We start from the raw sequence: 18,238 nt of genomic DNA on the forward strand, positions 1-18,238 counted from the left end.
CCCGCCAAGTTTGATCATCTGTGGCCCGAAATCCTATGTTCGGCTGCGGGAATTGCAATGGGCATATGGGGGAACAGGGTCACAGAACCGGTGCTCAACCCGTTCTTAAATAATGATCCCGGAGCGGTCTACAGCGCTATCGCAGGTGTGCAGGGTTCGTTATTGGGATTTGTTCTCGCAGCGCTCACCATAGTTCTCGGTTACTCTCAGACTCCATCGCTGTCTTTGCTTCGTCGATCAGGACAGCTCCCTAACCTTTTTCGGATATACATGGCAGGTATCCGGGCTCATGCCCTCTCTACCGTGACTGCTCTGGTGTCACTCATGGCCAACTACCAGGGCCAGCTGGCTACAGTCATGGCTTGGGTAGTTGCTACAACGTGTACCTTAGCTTTCGCTCGCCTCGTGCGGACGCTGTGGGCTACTCGTGCAATAGTTAGCCAAATAGCCGAATCGGGCGAACGTGAACCAGGGCAAGCTTGATCTGAAAGCGTTACCATGGCTGACTTTTCGACCGCCACCTACTACCTGGATATCACCGGGTATGAGATCGACGCGGGCACTCGCTCCGGTCAGCAATCAATGCGAATGGGCTAGTGGAGCCGGAGCGACTGGTTCCGTTTGGGCGTCTACTTTGGCAATGATGTTGCTGAAAGGAAGCCCTGCCATGTATTTTCCCATCCACTCCCAGTCCGGCTCGCCGACTGCTGTGGCAGGTAGCCGGATCTCGGTGGCTTTCATTCGCTCAAGGGTCCATTTATAGCCGTATGTGTACCGGGTCTTCTGATGCTTGATGATGCCCGCAACGAATAGCAGCTCAAGCCGCGTGCGTGGTGAGTACGGAATAAGCACATTGACGTCGTCGCAGGCGAAAAATGGTTCATCTTGATAGAAGGTTTGTCCGACACTGCCGTTATAGGCAACGGTGAGGCATCCGGGCTGGAATGTGGGCTCTACGTCCGCTAGGTCCGTTACGCCGTTCCGCTTTTCCGAAGCGCCGATAAAGCGGACTGCACCTGGCTTACGGTCTGCCTTCGTGAGTCGTCTGCCTTTTCGTATATCGAAGAGAAGGTCGAGCCGGAACGGCTTCCATGCTGAAGGGTCGGTGAGATCCTTCGCTTCACCTGCGGGGCCAGCCAAACCTTCAATGGTCGGAATGGCAACTGTTTTAATCCATTTGGGGGCAGCATCAGGCAGTTCCAAGCCCCCAAGGGTGCGGTTGGCTTGGCGGCCGTAACTGTACAGGTGACGGTTTTCCCAGATGCAGCGAGCCCACCACAGTTTTTCGACGTCGGTCATCTCTGGGTCCTTTGCCCGGAGAATCATGACGTGGAAACCCGTTACGAACGGTTCGGGCTGAAGGAATGTTGACAGGACGCCATTGCCGCTGAGTGCGACGGTGAGTTCTCCGGCGGCACCGGGCTGGCAGGGAGCCACCACCCGGCCGGTAACTCCGTTGTTTCCCATTGCCCTGGATACGAAGTTGACGCCTGACGGTGGCTGGACTTTTTCAAGTCCCACAAGCTCGAGGCTGTGGCCGTAGCGGAGGTCAAAAACGGCGTCGAGACGTTGAGTCACTCCGCTACCTCCGGTTCAATTCCCGACCCTTTGAGGAGGAACAGCGCGTAATCGAGGACGACCTTCTCCAAGTCTGCCTGTGTCAGGTTTGAGTAGTCTGTTTCCATGTAGGCCTCGGCGATCCATTCATCGTCCTCGGTGACGTATGCCATGACTGATTCGCCGGCATGGACTTCCCGGTTGCGGAAGGACTCGATCCACCGGTCTCGAATGGCAGGCCATACGTGATCGCGATCAATCCGTCCTTTGTTCTTGACCTTAACAAGGCCGTCTTCCCGCCAGTACCCGAACCAGGTCTTAGTGGCTGAGGTCTTGTGAGGTATTCCTGCACGGAACACCATGATGCAAGTTACGGTGCCAACCGGGTAGAAGAGCTCTGGAGGCATGGACATAACGGCTTCAAGCGTGTGTTTCCCCAAGAGGTTTTTCTTGTGCATGGAAAAATTAGTGGCGCAAGAGACCGGGACGATGGCGACGCCAAGCCCTCCTTTTTCAAGGCCGTCCAGCATGTGTTCCACGAACCGCAATTCGTGGAGGTCAGCTTTGGATTTTGCGTATGGCGGGTTGATCATTCCAATTGTTGGGTGGTGGGCTGTGACTGCCTTTGTTATTCCTGGATCAAAGCAGGATCCCTGGTACAGGTTCGCCTTGCCGTCGCCCCTCAGGATCATGTTTGAGGCAGCGAGGGCGTACATCGTCGCCTGTTGCTCAACCCCTATGAGGCGGTTCTTTTTGATGTCTTGGACTTCGGCATCTGTAGTAGCACTAGCGATCATTCGGGACATGGAAGAGATGAGGAACCCCCCAGTACCGGCACAGGTATCGACTACAACGTGGTCCTTATTGACGTTGGCAATCTGGGCGAATAACTCTGTGACATGGTGGGGCGTGAGGACGATTCCCAGGCCCTTACCGTCGCCTCCCGTGTACTTCAGGAATTCGCCGTAGAAGCGGCCCACAACGTCGAAATCGTGATAAATCGTGAGAAACGGCAGGACGTGCTCGGCGAGCATGGAGACGATCTCGCGCAACAGGCCCTTGGGGTAGGCCTTTGTAGATTTCCTCAGCTCCGGGTGAACCTCAATGGAGGTGAAGGGTTGAGTCATGTTCTCAACCTTTGGGACAGGTATCTCAGAGGCGGCAACTTCATCTTTGATGGTCTGCATCCAAAAGCCCGGTAGCTTCTTGGCGGGGTAGGCGTCATAGGTCTTGGCAAAGACCTCATTTCGAAGTGCAATCAGAGTTCCCGCAACGGCCAGCGGTTTCTCCTTCTCTTCCAGTTCCGCTTCATCCCGCATGAAGGCATGCATTTCCTGCGAAAAGGCAATGAGATCTGCTGTTCGCTGCTTCTGAACGGTGGGATCGAAGGAGGCGGCACGGATGAGGTCCGGTAAGGGGACCAGGTCTTCAATGGGGGCTCCCGTTGGCGCAACCAAGGGGCGGTGGTCCTCCGACCCGCGGGGGAGCAAGAAATTTGACCACTTGTAGCTTCCAGGTTCACCACTGACCGCTATGGCAATCACAGTGAAATCGGGTGTGAGGAACCTTGCGTAGTGAAGGACTCCATCAACGGCGAAATCAGCTGGCTTGTCTAGCTTTGGAGACGCATGCTTGCTCACCTGCGCCTTGCACTCAATGACGACAACCATGTCAGGCGTGGTTGCATCAGTGATGATGAATTCAGGGTAGCCAATGCCACCCTTGCCGCTCTTGCTGGCCTTAGACAGAGCCGTACGTATGCTGGCGACCGCAGACTGTTGCTTTTCAACGAAGATGCTGTCCGGAGTGGCATAGAATCCGCTCTCTCGGAGGAGGCCATCAACAAAGTCTTCGGTAATACGTTCGTTCGCCATTTTCTGCATTTCTCTGGAAGGTACCCACGTAATTGTGCCGTGCCTACCCGTCTGAGCTGTCATTGACTCAACTTGGGTACAGTCAGACCTACGTCTGGAAGCTCTACCTCGGAGCAGTTCGCTGTCGCTCTGCCTAGTTGTCCGTGATGGACTCCAAGAGCCACTGCTGCGACAGAGGATCCCGCCGTAGCCCGAAGGTCCGCAAGGCAGAGGTCGAGGTCAGACGCACCTGGAGCCTCCAGTGTTCGATGTCCACGACGTTCCCTACCCCGACCGGCACTGTACGCTGCGTCTCCCACCAGGAGTCCCTGGTGAACCAGTGCAGCGGCTCGGCCGCTACCGCCCACACGCGCCCGTCGTAGCGCACGGCCAGGGGAGTGCCTGCCGCTGTGAAGCGGACGTCCACGGGAGTGTTGAGGGTGGTTTCACTTACTGTTGCTGTCACGGTTGGTCCGCTCTCCCAAATTCCTGTTCATCATCTCCTCACGGCGGGTTACCGCCGAGCTCCACACCCAGGTCCGGTACGTGACCGGCCCGTCCTTCCACGTCACCTCAGCTGCCTTCGCTGTCCAGGCGAACACTTCGCCGTCCACCAGCTCCGCGCAGTTCGGGAACCGGATCCACGCCTTTACTGGGATCCCCGGGTACCCGTTCCTGGCCGGGAAGTGCTCGAAATCGAGCTCTTCCACAGTCAGCCCGATCGGGCCGGCCCGCCGCGCGTACCGCGCCTGGAGCGCGGCCGCGAACTCTTCGGAGGACATACCACAACCTTAGAACATATATTCGAATAGACACGCCAAAAGGTGGCGGCCAGGAACGGCCGCCATCCTTTTCATTATGGGCGAGGGGTCTGACAAAGGGCAGGGTTTGAACCTCTAGTCCCTACACGTCGTTCGGGCCTTCGGCTGTGTACTTCTGCGTGCCCTTGATCATGCGCGTCATGGCCCGCACGGACTCCGGGTTGTCCTCCCAGCGGCTGCCGTCACGAGTACAAGCACGAAATGACGTCACGCCGGCTTCTTGGGAAGCCTGTCGGAGCTCAACCCACGCCTCTTCCAAGTCGGCCAGCTGGGCCGGTGTCAGCGGCGCGCGCTCCGTCTCCGTGGCCGCAGGGAAGGACTCAGCCGCAGCTGGTGTCCGTCGCCGACCAAAAAATTCGCGCAGTCCCAAAGTTAAATCTCCTCGTAGTGAATCGGGTGGTCGTCGGGCTCAGGGTTCTCCGCAGTCTCGATATCCCGCAGGGCCTGTTCCTTTGTTACCTCATGCCCCTGCGGATCCAGCAACGCCCAGCGAAAGACAGGGTCAGGTCCAGGCTGCACGACCCGCCGCACCCAACGGTAGCGATGCTCTTTAAGCCTTTCCTTGTCATCGCGGAACTGCTTGTCCTTTTCGATAACTCGATGAACCCTGGCTGTCGCAGATTCACCGGTGACGCACTGGCTGCAGACATGCCGGCGGCCGTCAGCGCTGGAGGGCCAGGGGGTGAAAGCATCTGCCGGCAGCAGTTCCCCACACTTTTTGCATTTCTTGGGGTCATGGATATGAGGTCCAGCGCTGAGGTCGACCATTTCCTTGCAATATCCGCATGACTTCAAGACCATGCCCTGCAAGCTACCAGAGAGGCCCGACGGCTTGTGAGAGCCGGTGTGGCGGCGGCCGGCGGTAGGCGCAGGCTTATGTGAAGACCAGATAGTAAGTAGCCTTACTACTGGACGTGGTGTCTAGCAGTGGGCGCCGCGTTCCCTTCATCAGCCGACTCGCCAGGGACAAGGGCAGGCTCGCTGGGCTCGCCCTGGTTTCCGCTGCGCTCCAACCAGTTGATGGGCGTCCGCTGGCGCGGCCGGCTGTTGGGTCCAGGGCGTGCCAGCGCAGAGCTCCGGACCCCCTGGCCCTGTCTTGTCTACGACGTTTTTTGGCTGCTGTCCTTCGGATTGTACGTGCCCGTTCCGGCCCCTCTAGCCCCTCCGTTCCTCCGGGGCCTGCACCCCGCAAAAGTCTTCTCCGGCGCTCCTTCGTCGCTTATTTCCTCCGAAGATTTTCCGGGTCTTGCCCTGCGGGTAGACGGGACTCCACGGGCACAGCTCCGCAAGCTTCGCCAGCAGCCAAAAAAGAACGGGGGGAAAGGGAAGCTGGCCGGTCACCTGAACCGCCCGACACCCCCCCACGTCTCTGCAAGGACAAAAACCATGACCGCAATAAGCAAAAAGACCGTGACCCTCGCGGACACGGAGGAAACCATCGACGGCGTGACCGTGCTGGGTGATTACCACATGAACGGCGGCTACGACTGGATGGAGTTGATCGAAGAGCACGGCTGGGCCGTGCTCTCCAGCTGGGGCTGTGACGGCTGGGACCTAGGCCAATGGCCCTACGTCATGGTCGCCGTTACCCGCACCGCTGACAGCATCGGCAACCTGTTCGGCATCGCCACCTACTGCGAGGGCGACGTGACGTGCACCTACTACCGGACGAAAGCCCGCCTTTGGGACGCGATCACCGAGCAAGCATTCTTCCACTGGAAGAACGGGCAGGCCCAAGGCCCGGCAGACCTGCCGGAAGCCGCCGCCGAACTTCCCAGCCGGTACCGGATGCCCTACGTAGTGCGGGACGCCGCCTAACCAGCACTGACAACCGCTGTACTGCCCGGCCGGAGCCGGGCAGTACAGCACCCCAAACGACTTCTAAGGAGCCAGCACATGAGCAATGACACCACCATCCCCAAGGGCATCACCGCCCTTATCTACCGCGACGCCCTGGACACGGACTTCTCAAACCGGGGCATCTCCGCCCGCGTCATGGAAGTAACCGTAATTGGCGACGGGGTCGACCCGGTATTCGAGGCCACCGAGGAACGGCCCGCCGTCCGACTCGTCAAAAATGAGCACTTCCACCGCGAAACAGTGATCCACGCCGAGCCGGTCGCCCCGGCCGATGAACCCGCCCCGTGGTACATGTTCGGCGGAACGTTCATCTTCAGCAGCGACGCAAGGTTCCGCCGCGCAGCCGGACACTACGGAGCCGTCCCGCTGCACGACCGCCGCGAATAGGGCCGAGGGTGGCCGGTCTTTCGGGGCCGGTCACCGCGGGCGGTCCGCCGCAGGTGGCCGGCTTGCGCTGGTGGTCGCCGGCGGCGGACCGCCAATCCCGCAGTAACCAGGTGCCGGGCGGCGGCCGCCGGCGGCAAGCCCGGGCTGGCAGTCTCGTTGGGTTGTCCGTGGCCCGGAGCGAAAGGGCAGGCTCGCTGGGCTCGCCCTGGTTTCCGCTGCGCTCCAACCAGTTGATGGGCGTCCGCTGGCGCGGCCGGCTGTTGGGTCCAGGGCGTGCCGTCGCAGAGCTCCGGACCCCCTGGCCCTGTCTTGTCTACGACGTTTTTTGGCTGCTGTCCTTCGGATTGTACGTGCCCGTTCCGGCCCCTCTAGCCCCTCCGTTCCTCCGGGGCCTGCACCCCGCAAAAGTCTTCTCCGGCGCTCCTTCGTCGCTTATTTCCTCCGAAGATTTTCCGGGTCTTGCCCTGCGGGTAGACGGGCCTGCACGGGCACAGCTCCGCAAGCTTCGCCAGCAGCCAAAAAAGAACGGGGGGAAAGGGAAGCTGGCCGGTCACCTGAACCGCCCGACACCCCCCCACGTCTCTGCAAGGACAAAAACCATGACTGAAAAACTGACCATCTCCGGTTCCGCTGACCTGCTCGCCGCCGTCCCGCACCTACTGGGCAACCAGCCCAAGGAGTCATTTGTCGTGCTGACCTCCCGCTTCGGCACCCTTGGAGCAACCCTCCGCATGGATGCACCGGCAGAAGCAGCACCTCTGGATTACGCCCAAATGATGGCGACCTACGCCGCCAACGACGAGAAGGCCACGGGCAGCTTCGTGATCGTTTACACCGACGAGAAACCGGCCTACGGCTTCCCCTACGCCGCCCACGTGCTCGCACTCAGCACCGAGCTGGCCACTGCACGGATGCCCGTCAAAAAGGTCTTCCTCGTGACGGGCACCTACTGGGCAACCTACGGCACTCCAGAGAAGAACTCGCTGGATGAAATCCGCGACAGCAACGCCAACGTCACCTTGACCTATTTCGGATCCGCCCCCGATATCGACGTCTACAACCCCGAACTGCTGGGCGCGTGGGCCCTTCCGGTGCAGGCACCGGAAGGCACGGACCAGGACCTGGAAACCGCGTGCGGGGCATGGGCAGCCGTGCTGGACGGCGAGGGCAGGCCAGACACGGAAACCGCCCGCCAGCTGGCCGCAGCGTTCCAGCACCGCCACATTCGTGACTACCTGTTCCGCGACACCATCAGCACGCACAACGGCAACTTTGGTGACACCCTCACCGGAAAGTTCACCGGCCGCCCCAATTGGGAACGCATCGACCGCGCGGAAGCTATCGCCTTTGACCTGATGAAGGTAGTACCCGCCGGACAACGCGCGCCAATGCTGGCCCTGATGGGCTGGCTGGAATGGCTCAAAGGCCGCGGAACCCAGGCCGACCGCTATCTCAAACTTGCGGCCGAGGATGTTTCTGACTTCCGGCTCGCCGTGCTCCTGCGCGAACTCATCAACCGCGGAGCCGTCGCAGACGTCGCCCGCGACGAGAGCACTTCCTACCAGCGCCGCCTGATCTAGGACAGCCGAGGCCGGGACGGATCACCTTCGAGGTATCCGTCCCGGCCTTCCCGTGGCGGGGCGGCCTCCCCCGCTGGCGCTCCTCCGGCCGCCGCTGACGCTGACGCGGGCGCAGCCACACACCCAGCAATCATGCAGAATCCCGGACTACAGTAGGCACAGACACCACAAACGGGAGGAACGTGCAGCTGTGGGAACCGAATACATCCTGACCGACGACGACAAGCCGGCCACTGACGCGAGCCTGGCCGAAGACATCATCGAGCTGCAGCTCCTCACGGCCGGCGAAAAGACGGGCCCCGTGGACACGGCGCACGCCCAGGAACACCACAACTTCTAACTCCACCCGCAGCAAGGATGCTGCCCCTAGATTCCCTTGCAGAGGAAACAGAAGAAGACCGGCATCCGAACGCCGGTCTTCTTCTGTTTCTGAATTTTGCAGGGGGGTGTCTACCGGGTGCGTCTCCGCCGGCTGGAGGACCACCAGCTGTTTTTTGTCTGCTGTTCTGATATGTCGGGACTGTTTCCACCACGGACAGCCGAGGCGGCGGGGGTCAATTCCCTGGGGTGATTCCAGCGCTTCTTTTCATCGAGGAATAGGTCTACGAGTGCCAAAGTACCCACTAAAGCAAGCATGGTGCCCAGCATCGCTCCGTAAATCATGAAGGTCAGATAACTGTCGTCCGTCTTCCCAGGGGCAGCACCCGAAACAACCAAAAAGCTCACCACGATAACGATGATGTAGAGCCCTGAGGAGAACGACAACAGGCCGAGTAGAACGCTCCATTTCAGGTGCATTGGTCCCTGAGCATCTTCGATGGCCACGACCTTATCGGACTTCTTTACAGCGACGGTGCCGCGACCGATGGTTTCAGCTCGGAGGTACTGTTCAGCTACGCGCTGTCGCAGAACGACAACCCGCGCCAATCGCATCACACCAGCAACTAGAAACAGGGGACCGGCGATAGGCAGTCCTGGTAGTGCCATGTCCGGATTGTCCGAGTTGAAAAGACGCTCAGGCGTCCACGTTGCGGGGTATGTCGTTCCTATGTCGGAACCTACTACCCAGGCAAGGGCAATGCCGAGGAAGGTGCCATAGGAAGCGGCAAGAAAATGCCATGCAGGGTAAGCCTCGAGTGCGACCAATCGGGCGGTTGCATCACGTCGGAGACTTTCAGCAAACTTGCGCTCGTACTCCAGCTCCGCGTCTTTCCCTTGGGCCGTCCAGAAGGTTATCCGATTCCGTAACCGAGCTTTTGACGTGAGCGAAGGAAGTGAGGCTAGAGCAATGCCAAGCAGGGCGATGAGGGCCTGCGCCCATGGTAGGAGCTCTGCCGGCATCAGAATGCAGGCTCTTCTGCTTGGAGCTCCCGCAGTGTCGCGGCCATTGCCCGGCTTCTTCTGAAGACGTTCCCCAAACCCATTAGTGCCCCTCGCTAAACTCTGCCGGGGCAAAACTCCCCGGGTTACCGTACCAAGGTGCCGAGATGTGTTCGCCAGGGCTCACACCCATATGGGCGTCCGCTGGCGCGGCCGGCTGTTGGGTCCAGGGCGTGCCGTCGCAGAGCTCCGGACCCCCTGGCCCTGTCTTGTCTACGACGTTTTTTGGCTGCTGTCCTTCGGATTGTACGTGCCCGTTCCGGCCCCTCTAGCCCCTCCGTTCCTCCGGGGCCTGCACCCCGCAAAAGTCTTCTCCGGCGCTCCTTCGTCGCTTATTTCCTCCGAAGATTTTCCGGGTCTTGCCCTGCGGGTAGACGGGCCTGCACGGGCACAGCTCCGCAAGCTTCGCCAGCAGCCAAAAAACAACGGGGGGAAAGGGAAGCTGGCCGGTCACCTAGGCCGCCCCACACCCCCCACGTCTCTGCAAGGACAAAAACCATGACCGATCGCATTGCACGCGCAGCCCTGACCCGCCTGTTCGAACCCCAGGACACAGTTGGGCGGACCCTTGTGGGCAGGCTCGGCGCGTACGCCGCGCTGCGGCTCGCCACCGGCGCCCAACCGGCCCACACTCTCCCGGACGTGACACCCGAGGAACTGGCACACGCGTTGAAGCGCTGGGCACCCCGCGTGCCGGATCTGGACCCGGAGAAGGACCTGGCCACCATCGAGCGCCTGGGCGGCGGGTTCCTGATCCCCGGCGACGAGCACTGGCCCGCCGGTCTGGACGACCTCCCGGACGCGCCGTTTGGCCTCTGGTACCGGGGCACCATCGGCGACGGAATCCCCGATCCGTCCAACTGCGCTGCGCTGGCCGGATCACGTGACTGCACGAGCTACGGCGCGGCGGTCACCGGCGATATCGCCTACAGCCTGGCTCAGCGCGGAATCTGCGTCATCGCCGGACTCGCCTACGGCATCGACGCCCACGCCCACCGCGCTGCACTGGCCGGAAGCACCGGCAACGGCCCAGCCACCATCGCCGTCCTGGCCGGGGGACTGGACCGGGACTACCCCTCCGGGAACGCCGACCTCGCGGCCACGATCCGCGCAAACGGACTCACACTCTCCGAACTGCCCCCCGGAGCCGCCCCCACCCGGCACCGCTTCCTCCAAAGGAACCGCATAATTGCCGCGCTGGCCGGAGTGACCTGTGTCGTGGAAGCCCGCTGGCGCTCCGGCGCGCTGAACACCGCCCACCACGCCGAAACCATCGCCCGGCACATCGCCGCCGTCCCCGGCAGCGTCCACAGCGCCAACTCCGCAGGATGCCACAGGCTCCTCAAAGAAGGAGGCGCAGCACTGGTCACCGACGCGGACGAACTAACCGAACTGCTCGCCAGCTAAACAGACCGGTGGCCGGGACCAGCGTCCCGGCCACCGCCCAGCTTTTGACGAAGGGAACAGGACCATGACGAACTTTTGGGATGCTGACGGCGACTTCGACTACGAAGCGCACTACGAGGCAAGCCAACGCGACAAAGCAGCCGACACCGCCGCGTGGATCGGTCATCCGGGAATGACGGACGCCATCTACCACTTCGGGTTGCAGGGACGGGCAAACCCGACATTTATGCCCGAACTGCTCTCAGCACTGGACACATGGCAGGTCCAGCTCGAAAAGACCGAAGCCGCCCCGGCCGACCAGGAAATCAAAGAGCAGCACCGACAGACGGAAGAAACCACCCGCGCAATCCTGGCAATGATCGACAGCGCCACATAAGTACCGGCGGGCTGTTCGCCTTGAGTGGGCGGGCGGTCCGCCGCAGGTGGCTGGCCTGAGCAGGTGGTTGCCGGCGACGGACCGCCGTTCCCGCAACGGCCGGCACTACTCACCTGGCGCGTGCGACAAGCCTGGCAGACGGGCCAGCCCGAGCGGATCCGCGGACCCGGAGCGAAAGGGCAGGCTCGCTGGGCTCGCCCTGGTTTCCGCTGCGCTTCAACCAGTTGATGGGCGTCCGCTGGCGCGGCCGGCTGTTGGGTCCAGGGGGCGCCGTCGCAGAGCTCCGGACCCCCTGGCCCTGTCTTGTCTACGACGTTTTTTGGCTGCTGTCCTTCGGATTGTACGTGCCCGTTCCGGCCCCTCTAGCCCCTCCGTTCCTCCGGGGCCTGCACCCCGGGAAAGTCTTCTCCGGCGCTCCTTCGTCGCTTATTTCCTCCGAAGATTTTCCGGGTCTTGCCCTGCGGGTAGACGGGCCTGCACGGGCACAGCTCCGCAAGCTTCGCCAGCAGCCAAAAAACAACGGGGGGAAAGGGAAGCTGGCCGGTCACCTAGGCCGCCCCACACACCCCCACGTCTCTGCAAGGACAAAAACCATGAACGCAACACCCACGCTCGAAATGCTCGACCCGGCCACCCTGACCGTCGATATCAACGTCCGCAAGGACGCCGCCCTGACCGCCGATTTCATCGCCAGCATCAAGGAACACGGCGTGATGGAACCCGTGATCGCCCACCGCAAGGACGACGGAACCGTGCACGTCCTGATGGGCCAGCGCCGGACCCGCGCCGCCGTCGAAGCAGGGCGGGACAGCATCCCGGTAATGATCATCGACAGCCCCGAAGAAGCCGAACGCATCGTCACGCAGGTCGTGGAGAACATCCAGCGCGCCGAACTGACGGAAGCCGACGAAGCCGACGCCTACCACCAGCTGTCCCTGATCGGCGTCTCGGCCGCCGCGATCGCCAAGAAGACCGGACGGACCAAGACCACCGTCGAGTCCGCCCTTAAAGCCAAGTCCACCGAGACCGGAGCCGCCGCCCTGGGCAAGGGATACACCATCGAAGAGGCTTTGGTACTCGCGGAATTTGAGGACGACGAGGAAGCCACCGCCGAGCTCGAGTCCGTCATCATGGACGAACCCGACATGCTCCTGCACGTCACCCAGCAGCTGCGCGACAAGCGCGACCGCGCCGCCGCGCTGGCCGCACTCACCGCAGAGCTGGAATCGGACGGAACGACTGTTGTCCCGGAATGTGGGTACGGGGAGGACAGCGAAACCCTCCGGGTCACGTCCCTGAAAAGGGCGGACGGCGAACCGGCCACCGACGAGGACGGAAACGCCGTCTACATCGAGACGGACTATCGCGGCCAGCACTCCGCTGTCGCCGTCGTCACCGGCTGGAAAGACCTGGGCTTCACGCTCCGCTACTACAGCGGCTACGGCACGTCATCGGCCCCGAAAGGACCGATGACCGATGAGCAGAAGGCCGAACGGAAAACCTTGATCGAGAACAACAAGCTGATGCAGTCCGCAACTGTGGTCAGGCGTGAATGGGTCAAAAACCTGCTGGCAAAGAAGCAGGCCCCCAAGGGCTGGCAGTACTTCACCGTCCACGCGATCACCCACCACTCCGAAACCGCCAGCGGCTACGAGGGCAAGGTGGCCGCCGAAATGGCCGGGGCGAAGTTCGAAGAATCCAACCAGTGGGCATGGAACCCGCTCAGGGACCACGTTGCCAAGACCACCACACGGCCGGAATTCTCCCTGATCGCGCTGATCTGCGCAGGGTATGAAAAGACCATCCAAAAGGACTCGTGGCGCTCACCCAGCCAAACCCACCGGGACTACCTGAACCAGCTGGTCCTCTGGGGCTACACGGCAAGCGAGGTCGAAAAGATCATCATCGACAGCGGCGAAAAGGCTAAGACAGCCGAATAACGGCTCCTGTGCCGGGCGGCGGATCCCGAACCCCGCCCGGCGCAGACCCAATCACCGCAGGAAGGCCAAAAACCTTCCAGAATTCGGGCGGTCCGCCGCCCAGGGCGAACCACAGCAACCACTCACCAGCGGCGGACCGCCGTCCTGCGCCAGGAACCAGGAACATAGAACAGGAGCCGCGCTCCAGCAATGAGGCTGGAAAAGAACGCGGCCATCACGTCAGATAGACTGACCCATAGATTTCTTGCAGAGAAACCCGAAAGGAGCCGGCACATGCCGGCTCCTTTCCGGGTTAACCGGGGGGGACCGGAGCCCCGTGTTGATTCAGCCCGGAACGTTCCGCGGATCGTTGCCGTAGCTGTTCTTGGAACCGATCTGGCCGTTCTGGTTCTTAATGACGTGTTCGACCTTGTCCGCCTGGGCCGCTTCCCGGCCCGCAGCTTCTGCTTCGTCCTTGGTGCCGTAGCCGGCGCCGAACGCCCGGGTGGTGCCCTCACGCTTGTTCTTCCACGAACCGTCTTCGTAGTACGTCTCGATATCGCCCTGAGCCACTGCACACTCCCTCTGCCGTTCCGGATACTGACACCCGCTGCATAGCGCGGGTAGCGAAAAGCCCCGCAACACGATGAAGTGGCGGGGCCTCCCTGGCAACCACTCCGCGTGATGGGGGACAGGCGGAGAAGCTGACACCAACCTAATAGAAAGCATGCTTACTGTTCAAGTTGCCGCACCCAAGACCGCCCGCCGAATCACGGCCGAGTCTCCCATGGTCCAGACCCCAACGCCGCCGACGCACCTATTTCCGGGGCCGGCGTTTCTTTCAGCAGGGACGACACCAGTTCACCAGGGGAGTGGACTCTCCAAGGCATCTCACCAACGGCCCCGGGACCGGCTTTTCCGGCACATGGGGGCTGCCGCCGTGGCGAACCAGCGGGGATGACCACAGTCACCGGCGGCGAAACTCACCGACCGTTCCCGAAACAGCACCAAGCCGAGCGTGCGTAGTTAGGCCCCTGAGTAGTGGAGAAAAAAGCCCTAGAATAAGCGGCAAAACACCTATTCATTCAGTTGAATGATTGCTAAAATTGAAGTAGCAAGTCAGCCAGACGAACGAAACTCATTTGATACGAAACCAGGTGCTGAAAATGACTGCTTCACCCTCTTACACGGTCTACACCAAGCCGGACTGCCCCAACTGTGAGAAGACGAAGGACTACTTCGATTCCAAGGGCATTACCTATACGGCCGTGGACATCACCGAAGTGCCGGCAGCGCTGGAGTACATCACCGCCGAACTGGGCTACTCCCAGGCGCCCGTTGTCGTGAACAACTCCGATGACCAGGACCGCTGGTCCGGCCTGCGCCGCGACAAGCTCGTCCAGGCGGCCATGAGTCACAAGGCGGCGTGAGGACCGTGACCACCCTGCGCCCGGTCGTCGGGTTCAAACTCAGCCCACGGATCCCGTTGGAGGTGGACCTGTTCCGGCAGGTCAACCCCAGCGGCAGGATCTACCCCGATGTTGTGGAACCCGACGTTGTAAAACCCGTCATTGTGGAACCCTGCATTGAGGACCTGTATGACGGCTACCCCGTCCCAGACAAGGGAGGGGATGACCGGTACCTTGAGGCGATCGACCGCGCCCCGCTCGGGGAGGGCGGACTGTGGGACGCGCACACTGCGAACCAGTACCAACCCAACGACCTCACCCACGGCGAACCGGGTGGGACCGAACCTCAGAACGAACCCACAACGCACACCGAGAACATCACCAGCACCCAAGGAAAAGGAACCATCATGGCCGGCGAAACCACGATTACTGTCATCGGAAACCTGACATCAGATCCAGAGCTGCGCTTCACTCCGAGTGGGTCGGCCGTAGCGAACTTCACCATCGCCTCAACGCCCAGGACCTTCGACCGTCAGTCCAATGAGTGGAAGGACGGGGAGACGCTTTTCCTCCGGGCCAGTGTGTGGCGGGAAGCGGCAGAGAACGTGGCCGAATCCCTGACCAAGGGCATGCGCGTGATTGTCACTGGACGCCTGAAGTCCCGGTCCTACGACACCAAGGAAGGCGAGAAGCGCACCGTGATCGAGCTCGAAGTCGACGAAATCGGCCCGTCCCTGCGTTACGCGAACGCGAAGGTCAACCGCTCCCAGCGAAGCAACCAGGGCGGACAGGACGGCGGCGGATTCGGCGGCCAGGGAAACAGCAACCAGGGCACGCAGTCAGCCTCGCAGGATGACCCGTGGGGGATTCCCGCAACGAGTAATGCCGGCAGCGGCGGTTGGGGCAACGGGCCGGAGGCCGAACCGCCGTTCTAGGAGGGGGGAGCGGTCGCGGCCCCCCTGCCGCCCCCGCGCCGGAGGCCCCCTCGGTGCCTTCGGACAACGGCGCTCTTGAACCGAAGCAGTAGGAGTAGTAGTTTTGTTACTACTACTCCTACTACCTTTTCTTATTTGAAGGGTTGCTGCCGTGACGTTGAGTGTGAAAGACCGTGTATTTGCTGCCGCCGAGCAGATCAGCGCCGAGCGTCGGCCGACGGTGTCCACGGTGCGGGCCGCGGCAGGCGTGAGTAACGCGGACGCCACCCGGTATTTGAAGGAATGGGTCGAGGAGAAGCAGGCCGCCGGGGGACAGGTTGCCGCGACGCCGCCGGCGATACTGGAGCAGGCCGCCCGCCTCGCCGGTGCATGCTGGGCGGAAGCTTCCGCCGCAGCGAACGAGCGGCATTCTGCCGCCGAAGCGGTCTGGGCGACGGAGAAAAAGGAATTGAATGAGGAGGTCGCCGAACTGGTGGCTGACCTCGACAAGGCCACCGCCGATAAAGACTCCGCCGTCGCGGAGCTAACGGCGCGGATCGCCGACTTGGAACGCCAGTCCGCCGCCACGGGGGAGCAGTTGGAGCAGGCACGGGCTGCCGAGCGTGATGCGGCGGCCGCGGCGACAGCGGCGGGGACCAGGGCAGCGGCCGCGGAGGCGAGGGCTACCGCGCTCCAGGAAGCCCATGATGCCCTGCTGCAGCGCATCACGCCGGAGGCCCCGCGGGAGATGCCAGACGAGAGGGAGTCGGGTGCCTAAGCCGAAGAAAATTGCGGCGTTCACGCCTTACTACACCGAGGATCAGGCTGACCAGGTCCGGGCCGCTTTCGTGAATGCCGGCCAGCCCGAAGAGGGTGACGCGAGCGTTTCGGACTTTATCGTCCGGGCCAGCATGCGCGAGGCGAAGCGCCTGCAGCGCAAGTACAACGGCGGCAAGCCGTGGCCCCCGGTGAAGGCCGGCGAGCTGCGGCGAGGGCAGAGAACGATAGATGAAATGCAGCACCGAAACGAGGAAACGTAGAGATGGGTCAGTGGACCGAAGACATGAACAAGGCCGGCGCCCGGACGTCCCTGCCGTTCCCGAAGATGCTGACGATGGACGATGTTCAGGAAATCCTGAACCTCGGTAAACCAATGGTGTACGCGCTGCTGAGAAGCGGCGAAATTAAGGCAGCACAATTCGGGCCTAGGGGCATTTGGAGGATCCGGGAGGATGACCTGGCCTCGTACATTGATGCCGCTTACGAGAAGACGGCGGAACGGATTGCCTCGGGCCAGGTACCCGAAGGCGAGGCAGCCGCGGAGGACACAGCAGAATCCGTTTGAAGCAGAAAGCCTGCACATCACTAGCCGCACTCGACCGTTAGGACTTGACTATGTTCATCGTCATCTTCCTCGCAGCTTTCGCAGCCATTGCCCTGGCGGGCTGGATCATCTACGCACTCACGCATCCGGTCCTGGCCAGCCAAGGCATCCTGATTTTTTTGTGCAAGGCCGCCGGTGTGATTGCCTTGCTGTCGGCCCTCGGTCTTTGGATCAGCCAAGGTTTTGTCCAAGCCATTCCCGGCTTCCTGTTCATGGCAGGACTCTTCTTCGCGGCCAATAAACTCGAACTGCGTTGGCGCACCTGGTGACGCGAAGATGACCCGCCTACCGGAGGACCGTTTCTGGTCCAAAGTCATCAAGGGGCCCCGGCCTGGTGACTGCTGGTTGTGGGCCGGCGCCGTATCCGATGACGGGTACGGGCGGTACACCTTGAACTCCGGAGGCCGCACCCAAGCTGTGCGGCCTCACCGCTACGCGTTCCATCTTGCACACGGGATCGGACTGGACGCCTTTGGGGATCTAATGCACCGATGCGATGTTCCGATCTGTGTCCGCGCGACCACCGGAGACGACACCCATCTGCACCCTGGATCAAACAGGGAGAACATGGCTGACCGGCTCGCCAAAGGTCGGGACTCCAATGGATCCCTGTTCAGATGGCGCGGACTTTCCCGCGCTCTCTTCGCCCAACGCTCCCGAACCCTTCGCGATGAAGTACGCGCCCACGGCTGGGAACGCGGGGAGCGCATCCGGGCACTTCTTCAGGGGGCTGACCCGGATGCACCAACACTTTTCTGAACGCAGAGTTGTTAAAGAACTGTGGTCCCGGCGATTCGCCGGGACCACAGTTGGCTTAGTTGGATTATGCGGCCTCCGCCGCAGTTCCCTCGTCATTCTCGGACGCTACATCGCCTACAGCTGCTGCCGGGCCGGTGGCAGCTGGTGCCTGGTCGAGAAGCTTCTTCAGCTCGGCTCCGGTAATGCCCAGGCGGGCGGCAACGGATGCCTTCGGTTCGCCTGCGGCGACCATCGCGGCAACAGTACCGGCGGCGCCGGCGGTTGCTGCTGCTGCTTCTTCCTCAGCCCTGGCAAGGATCGCCTCCGCCTTGGTCCGCGCATCCGCACGGACCTGTTCGGCCTGTTCCTGCTGTTCAAAGAATTCCGCAGCGAGGTCAATGAGCTTTTCATGCCTGGCGGTCAGCTCCTGAGCTTTCGCCCGTGCTTTCTCGCGGGCCGCTACCTGCGTTGCGGACTTTCGTGGTGCTGCCATGTTTCGGGTCCTTCCCCTAGGTCTGATCCATGGAGCAGACCTAACGGCTAGCGCCGTGTCTGGTCCATGTCCGGACGTGGACGCTGGGGTTTCCCCTGGCGGAATCCACTCGTGACAAACCTACAGGAACGGACCTCGCTGCGCTCGGATTGTCGCCTGG

General features: G+C 61.8%; 22 protein-coding genes. 13 read left to right on the forward strand and 9 right to left on the reverse strand.

Going from position 1 to position 18,238, the window contains the following annotated elements; translation table 11 throughout:
• Positions 1-579: 579 nt before the first annotated feature.
• From ACHMXB_RS22840 to ACHMXB_RS22865, 6 genes are all read right to left on the reverse strand, one after another.
• A complete protein-coding gene (locus ACHMXB_RS22840) occupies positions 580-1,578 on the reverse strand; it encodes a restriction endonuclease subunit S (RefSeq protein ID WP_395406052.1) in 999 nt (332 codons plus the stop codon).
• A complete protein-coding gene (locus ACHMXB_RS22845) occupies positions 1,575-3,431 on the reverse strand; it encodes a class I SAM-dependent DNA methyltransferase (RefSeq protein ID WP_395406054.1) in 1,857 nt (618 codons plus the stop codon). Before ACHMXB_RS22845 ends, ACHMXB_RS22840 begins: the two co-directional genes overlap by 4 nt.
• Positions 3,432-3,564: 133 nt before the next feature.
• Positions 3,565-3,837, reverse strand: a complete 273-nt coding sequence (locus tag ACHMXB_RS22850; RefSeq protein WP_395406056.1) for a hypothetical protein — start codon at positions 3,835-3,837, stop codon at positions 3,565-3,567.
• Between the two features lie 19 nt (positions 3,838-3,856).
• Positions 3,857-4,192, reverse strand: a complete 336-nt coding sequence (locus tag ACHMXB_RS22855) for a hypothetical protein (RefSeq protein WP_395405980.1) — start codon at positions 4,190-4,192, stop codon at positions 3,857-3,859.
• 121 nt (positions 4,193-4,313) lie between these two features.
• The gene (locus ACHMXB_RS22860; RefSeq protein ID WP_395405982.1) at positions 4,314-4,601 is read right to left on the reverse strand and encodes a hypothetical protein; all 288 of its coding nucleotides are present in this window, start codon (positions 4,599-4,601) and stop codon (positions 4,314-4,316) included.
• Between the two features lie 2 nt (positions 4,602-4,603).
• The gene (locus ACHMXB_RS22865) at positions 4,604-5,032 is read right to left on the reverse strand and encodes a hypothetical protein (protein ID WP_395405984.1); all 429 of its coding nucleotides are present in this window, start codon (positions 5,030-5,032) and stop codon (positions 4,604-4,606) included.
• Positions 5,033-5,617: 585 nt separating this feature from the next.
• On the opposite strand from ACHMXB_RS22865, the gene ACHMXB_RS22870 reads away from it, so the two are divergent.
• From ACHMXB_RS22870 to ACHMXB_RS22885, 4 genes are all read left to right on the forward strand, one after another.
• Positions 5,618-6,049: a hypothetical protein gene (locus ACHMXB_RS22870; protein ID WP_395405986.1), complete on the forward strand. Its 432-nt coding sequence runs from the start codon at positions 5,618-5,620 to the stop codon at positions 6,047-6,049.
• A gap of 78 nt (positions 6,050-6,127) precedes the next feature.
• Entirely contained in the window at positions 6,128-6,478 is a 351-nt protein-coding gene (locus ACHMXB_RS22875; protein ID WP_395405988.1) for a hypothetical protein, read from the forward strand.
• A gap of 599 nt (positions 6,479-7,077) precedes the next feature.
• On the forward strand, positions 7,078-8,058 hold the full coding sequence (locus ACHMXB_RS22880; RefSeq protein ID WP_395405990.1) for a DUF4192 family protein: 981 nt from the start codon (positions 7,078-7,080) through the stop codon (positions 8,056-8,058).
• Positions 8,059-8,248: 190 nt separating this feature from the next.
• On the forward strand, positions 8,249-8,398 hold the full coding sequence (locus ACHMXB_RS22885; protein WP_395405992.1) for a hypothetical protein: 150 nt from the start codon (positions 8,249-8,251) through the stop codon (positions 8,396-8,398).
• A 110-nt stretch (positions 8,399-8,508) separates the two neighbouring features.
• Here ACHMXB_RS22885 and ACHMXB_RS22890 read toward each other — a convergent pair whose 3' ends face one another.
• Complete coding sequence (locus ACHMXB_RS22890) at positions 8,509-9,399, reverse strand: hypothetical protein (RefSeq protein ID WP_395405994.1); 891 nt, start codon at positions 9,397-9,399, stop codon at positions 8,509-8,511.
• Positions 9,400-9,936: 537 nt separating this feature from the next.
• Between ACHMXB_RS22890 and dprA the strand changes: the two genes are divergently transcribed.
• The 3 genes from dprA (at position 9,937) to ACHMXB_RS22905 (ending at position 13,161) form a co-directional block, all read left to right on the forward strand.
• Entirely contained in the window at positions 9,937-10,845 is a 909-nt protein-coding gene (gene dprA / locus ACHMXB_RS22895) for a DNA-processing protein DprA (RefSeq protein ID WP_395405996.1), read from the forward strand.
• Positions 10,846-10,909: 64 nt separating this feature from the next.
• Positions 10,910-11,221, forward strand: coding sequence for a hypothetical protein (locus ACHMXB_RS22900; RefSeq protein ID WP_395405998.1), 312 nt, complete (start codon positions 10,910-10,912; stop codon positions 11,219-11,221).
• Positions 11,222-11,814: 593 nt separating this feature from the next.
• Positions 11,815-13,161 (forward strand): ParB/RepB/Spo0J family partition protein, encoded by a 1,347-nt coding sequence (locus ACHMXB_RS22905; protein ID WP_395406000.1) that lies wholly within the window; start codon positions 11,815-11,817, stop codon positions 13,159-13,161.
• Between the two features lie 324 nt (positions 13,162-13,485).
• Here ACHMXB_RS22905 and ACHMXB_RS22910 read toward each other — a convergent pair whose 3' ends face one another.
• On the reverse strand, positions 13,486-13,713 hold the full coding sequence (locus ACHMXB_RS22910; protein WP_395406002.1) for a DUF2188 domain-containing protein: 228 nt from the start codon (positions 13,711-13,713) through the stop codon (positions 13,486-13,488).
• 593 nt (positions 13,714-14,306) lie between these two features.
• Between ACHMXB_RS22910 and ACHMXB_RS22915 the strand changes: the two genes are divergently transcribed.
• From ACHMXB_RS22915 to ACHMXB_RS22940, 6 genes are all read left to right on the forward strand, one after another.
• On the forward strand, positions 14,307-14,570 hold the full coding sequence (locus ACHMXB_RS22915; RefSeq protein ID WP_395406004.1) for a glutaredoxin family protein: 264 nt from the start codon (positions 14,307-14,309) through the stop codon (positions 14,568-14,570).
• Positions 14,571-14,575: 5 nt separating this feature from the next.
• Entirely contained in the window at positions 14,576-15,484 is a 909-nt protein-coding gene (locus tag ACHMXB_RS22920) for a single-stranded DNA-binding protein (protein ID WP_395406057.1), read from the forward strand.
• Between the two features lie 151 nt (positions 15,485-15,635).
• Positions 15,636-16,241 carry a DNA-binding protein gene (locus ACHMXB_RS22925; RefSeq protein WP_395406006.1) on the forward strand — a complete coding sequence of 202 codons (606 nt, stop codon included), beginning with the start codon at positions 15,636-15,638 and terminating at the stop codon, positions 16,239-16,241.
• Positions 16,234-16,503 carry a hypothetical protein gene (locus ACHMXB_RS22930; RefSeq protein ID WP_395406008.1) on the forward strand — a complete coding sequence of 90 codons (270 nt, stop codon included), beginning with the start codon at positions 16,234-16,236 and terminating at the stop codon, positions 16,501-16,503. Before ACHMXB_RS22925 ends, ACHMXB_RS22930 begins: the two co-directional genes overlap by 8 nt.
• Before the next feature lie 2 nt (positions 16,504-16,505).
• Positions 16,506-16,808, forward strand: coding sequence for a helix-turn-helix domain-containing protein (locus ACHMXB_RS22935; protein WP_395406010.1), 303 nt, complete (start codon positions 16,506-16,508; stop codon positions 16,806-16,808).
• Between the two features lie 50 nt (positions 16,809-16,858).
• On the forward strand, positions 16,859-17,116 hold the full coding sequence (locus tag ACHMXB_RS22940) for a chemotaxis protein (RefSeq protein ID WP_395406012.1): 258 nt from the start codon (positions 16,859-16,861) through the stop codon (positions 17,114-17,116).
• 554 nt (positions 17,117-17,670) lie between these two features.
• Here the strand turns inward: ACHMXB_RS22940 and ACHMXB_RS22945 are convergent.
• On the reverse strand, positions 17,671-18,078 hold the full coding sequence (locus ACHMXB_RS22945; protein ID WP_395406014.1) for a hypothetical protein: 408 nt from the start codon (positions 18,076-18,078) through the stop codon (positions 17,671-17,673).
• Positions 18,079-18,238 lie beyond the last annotated feature (160 nt).

Source organism: Arthrobacter sp. UC242_113, assembly GCF_044054585.1.
Taxonomy (GTDB): Bacteria; Actinomycetota; Actinomycetes; order Actinomycetales; family Micrococcaceae; genus Arthrobacter.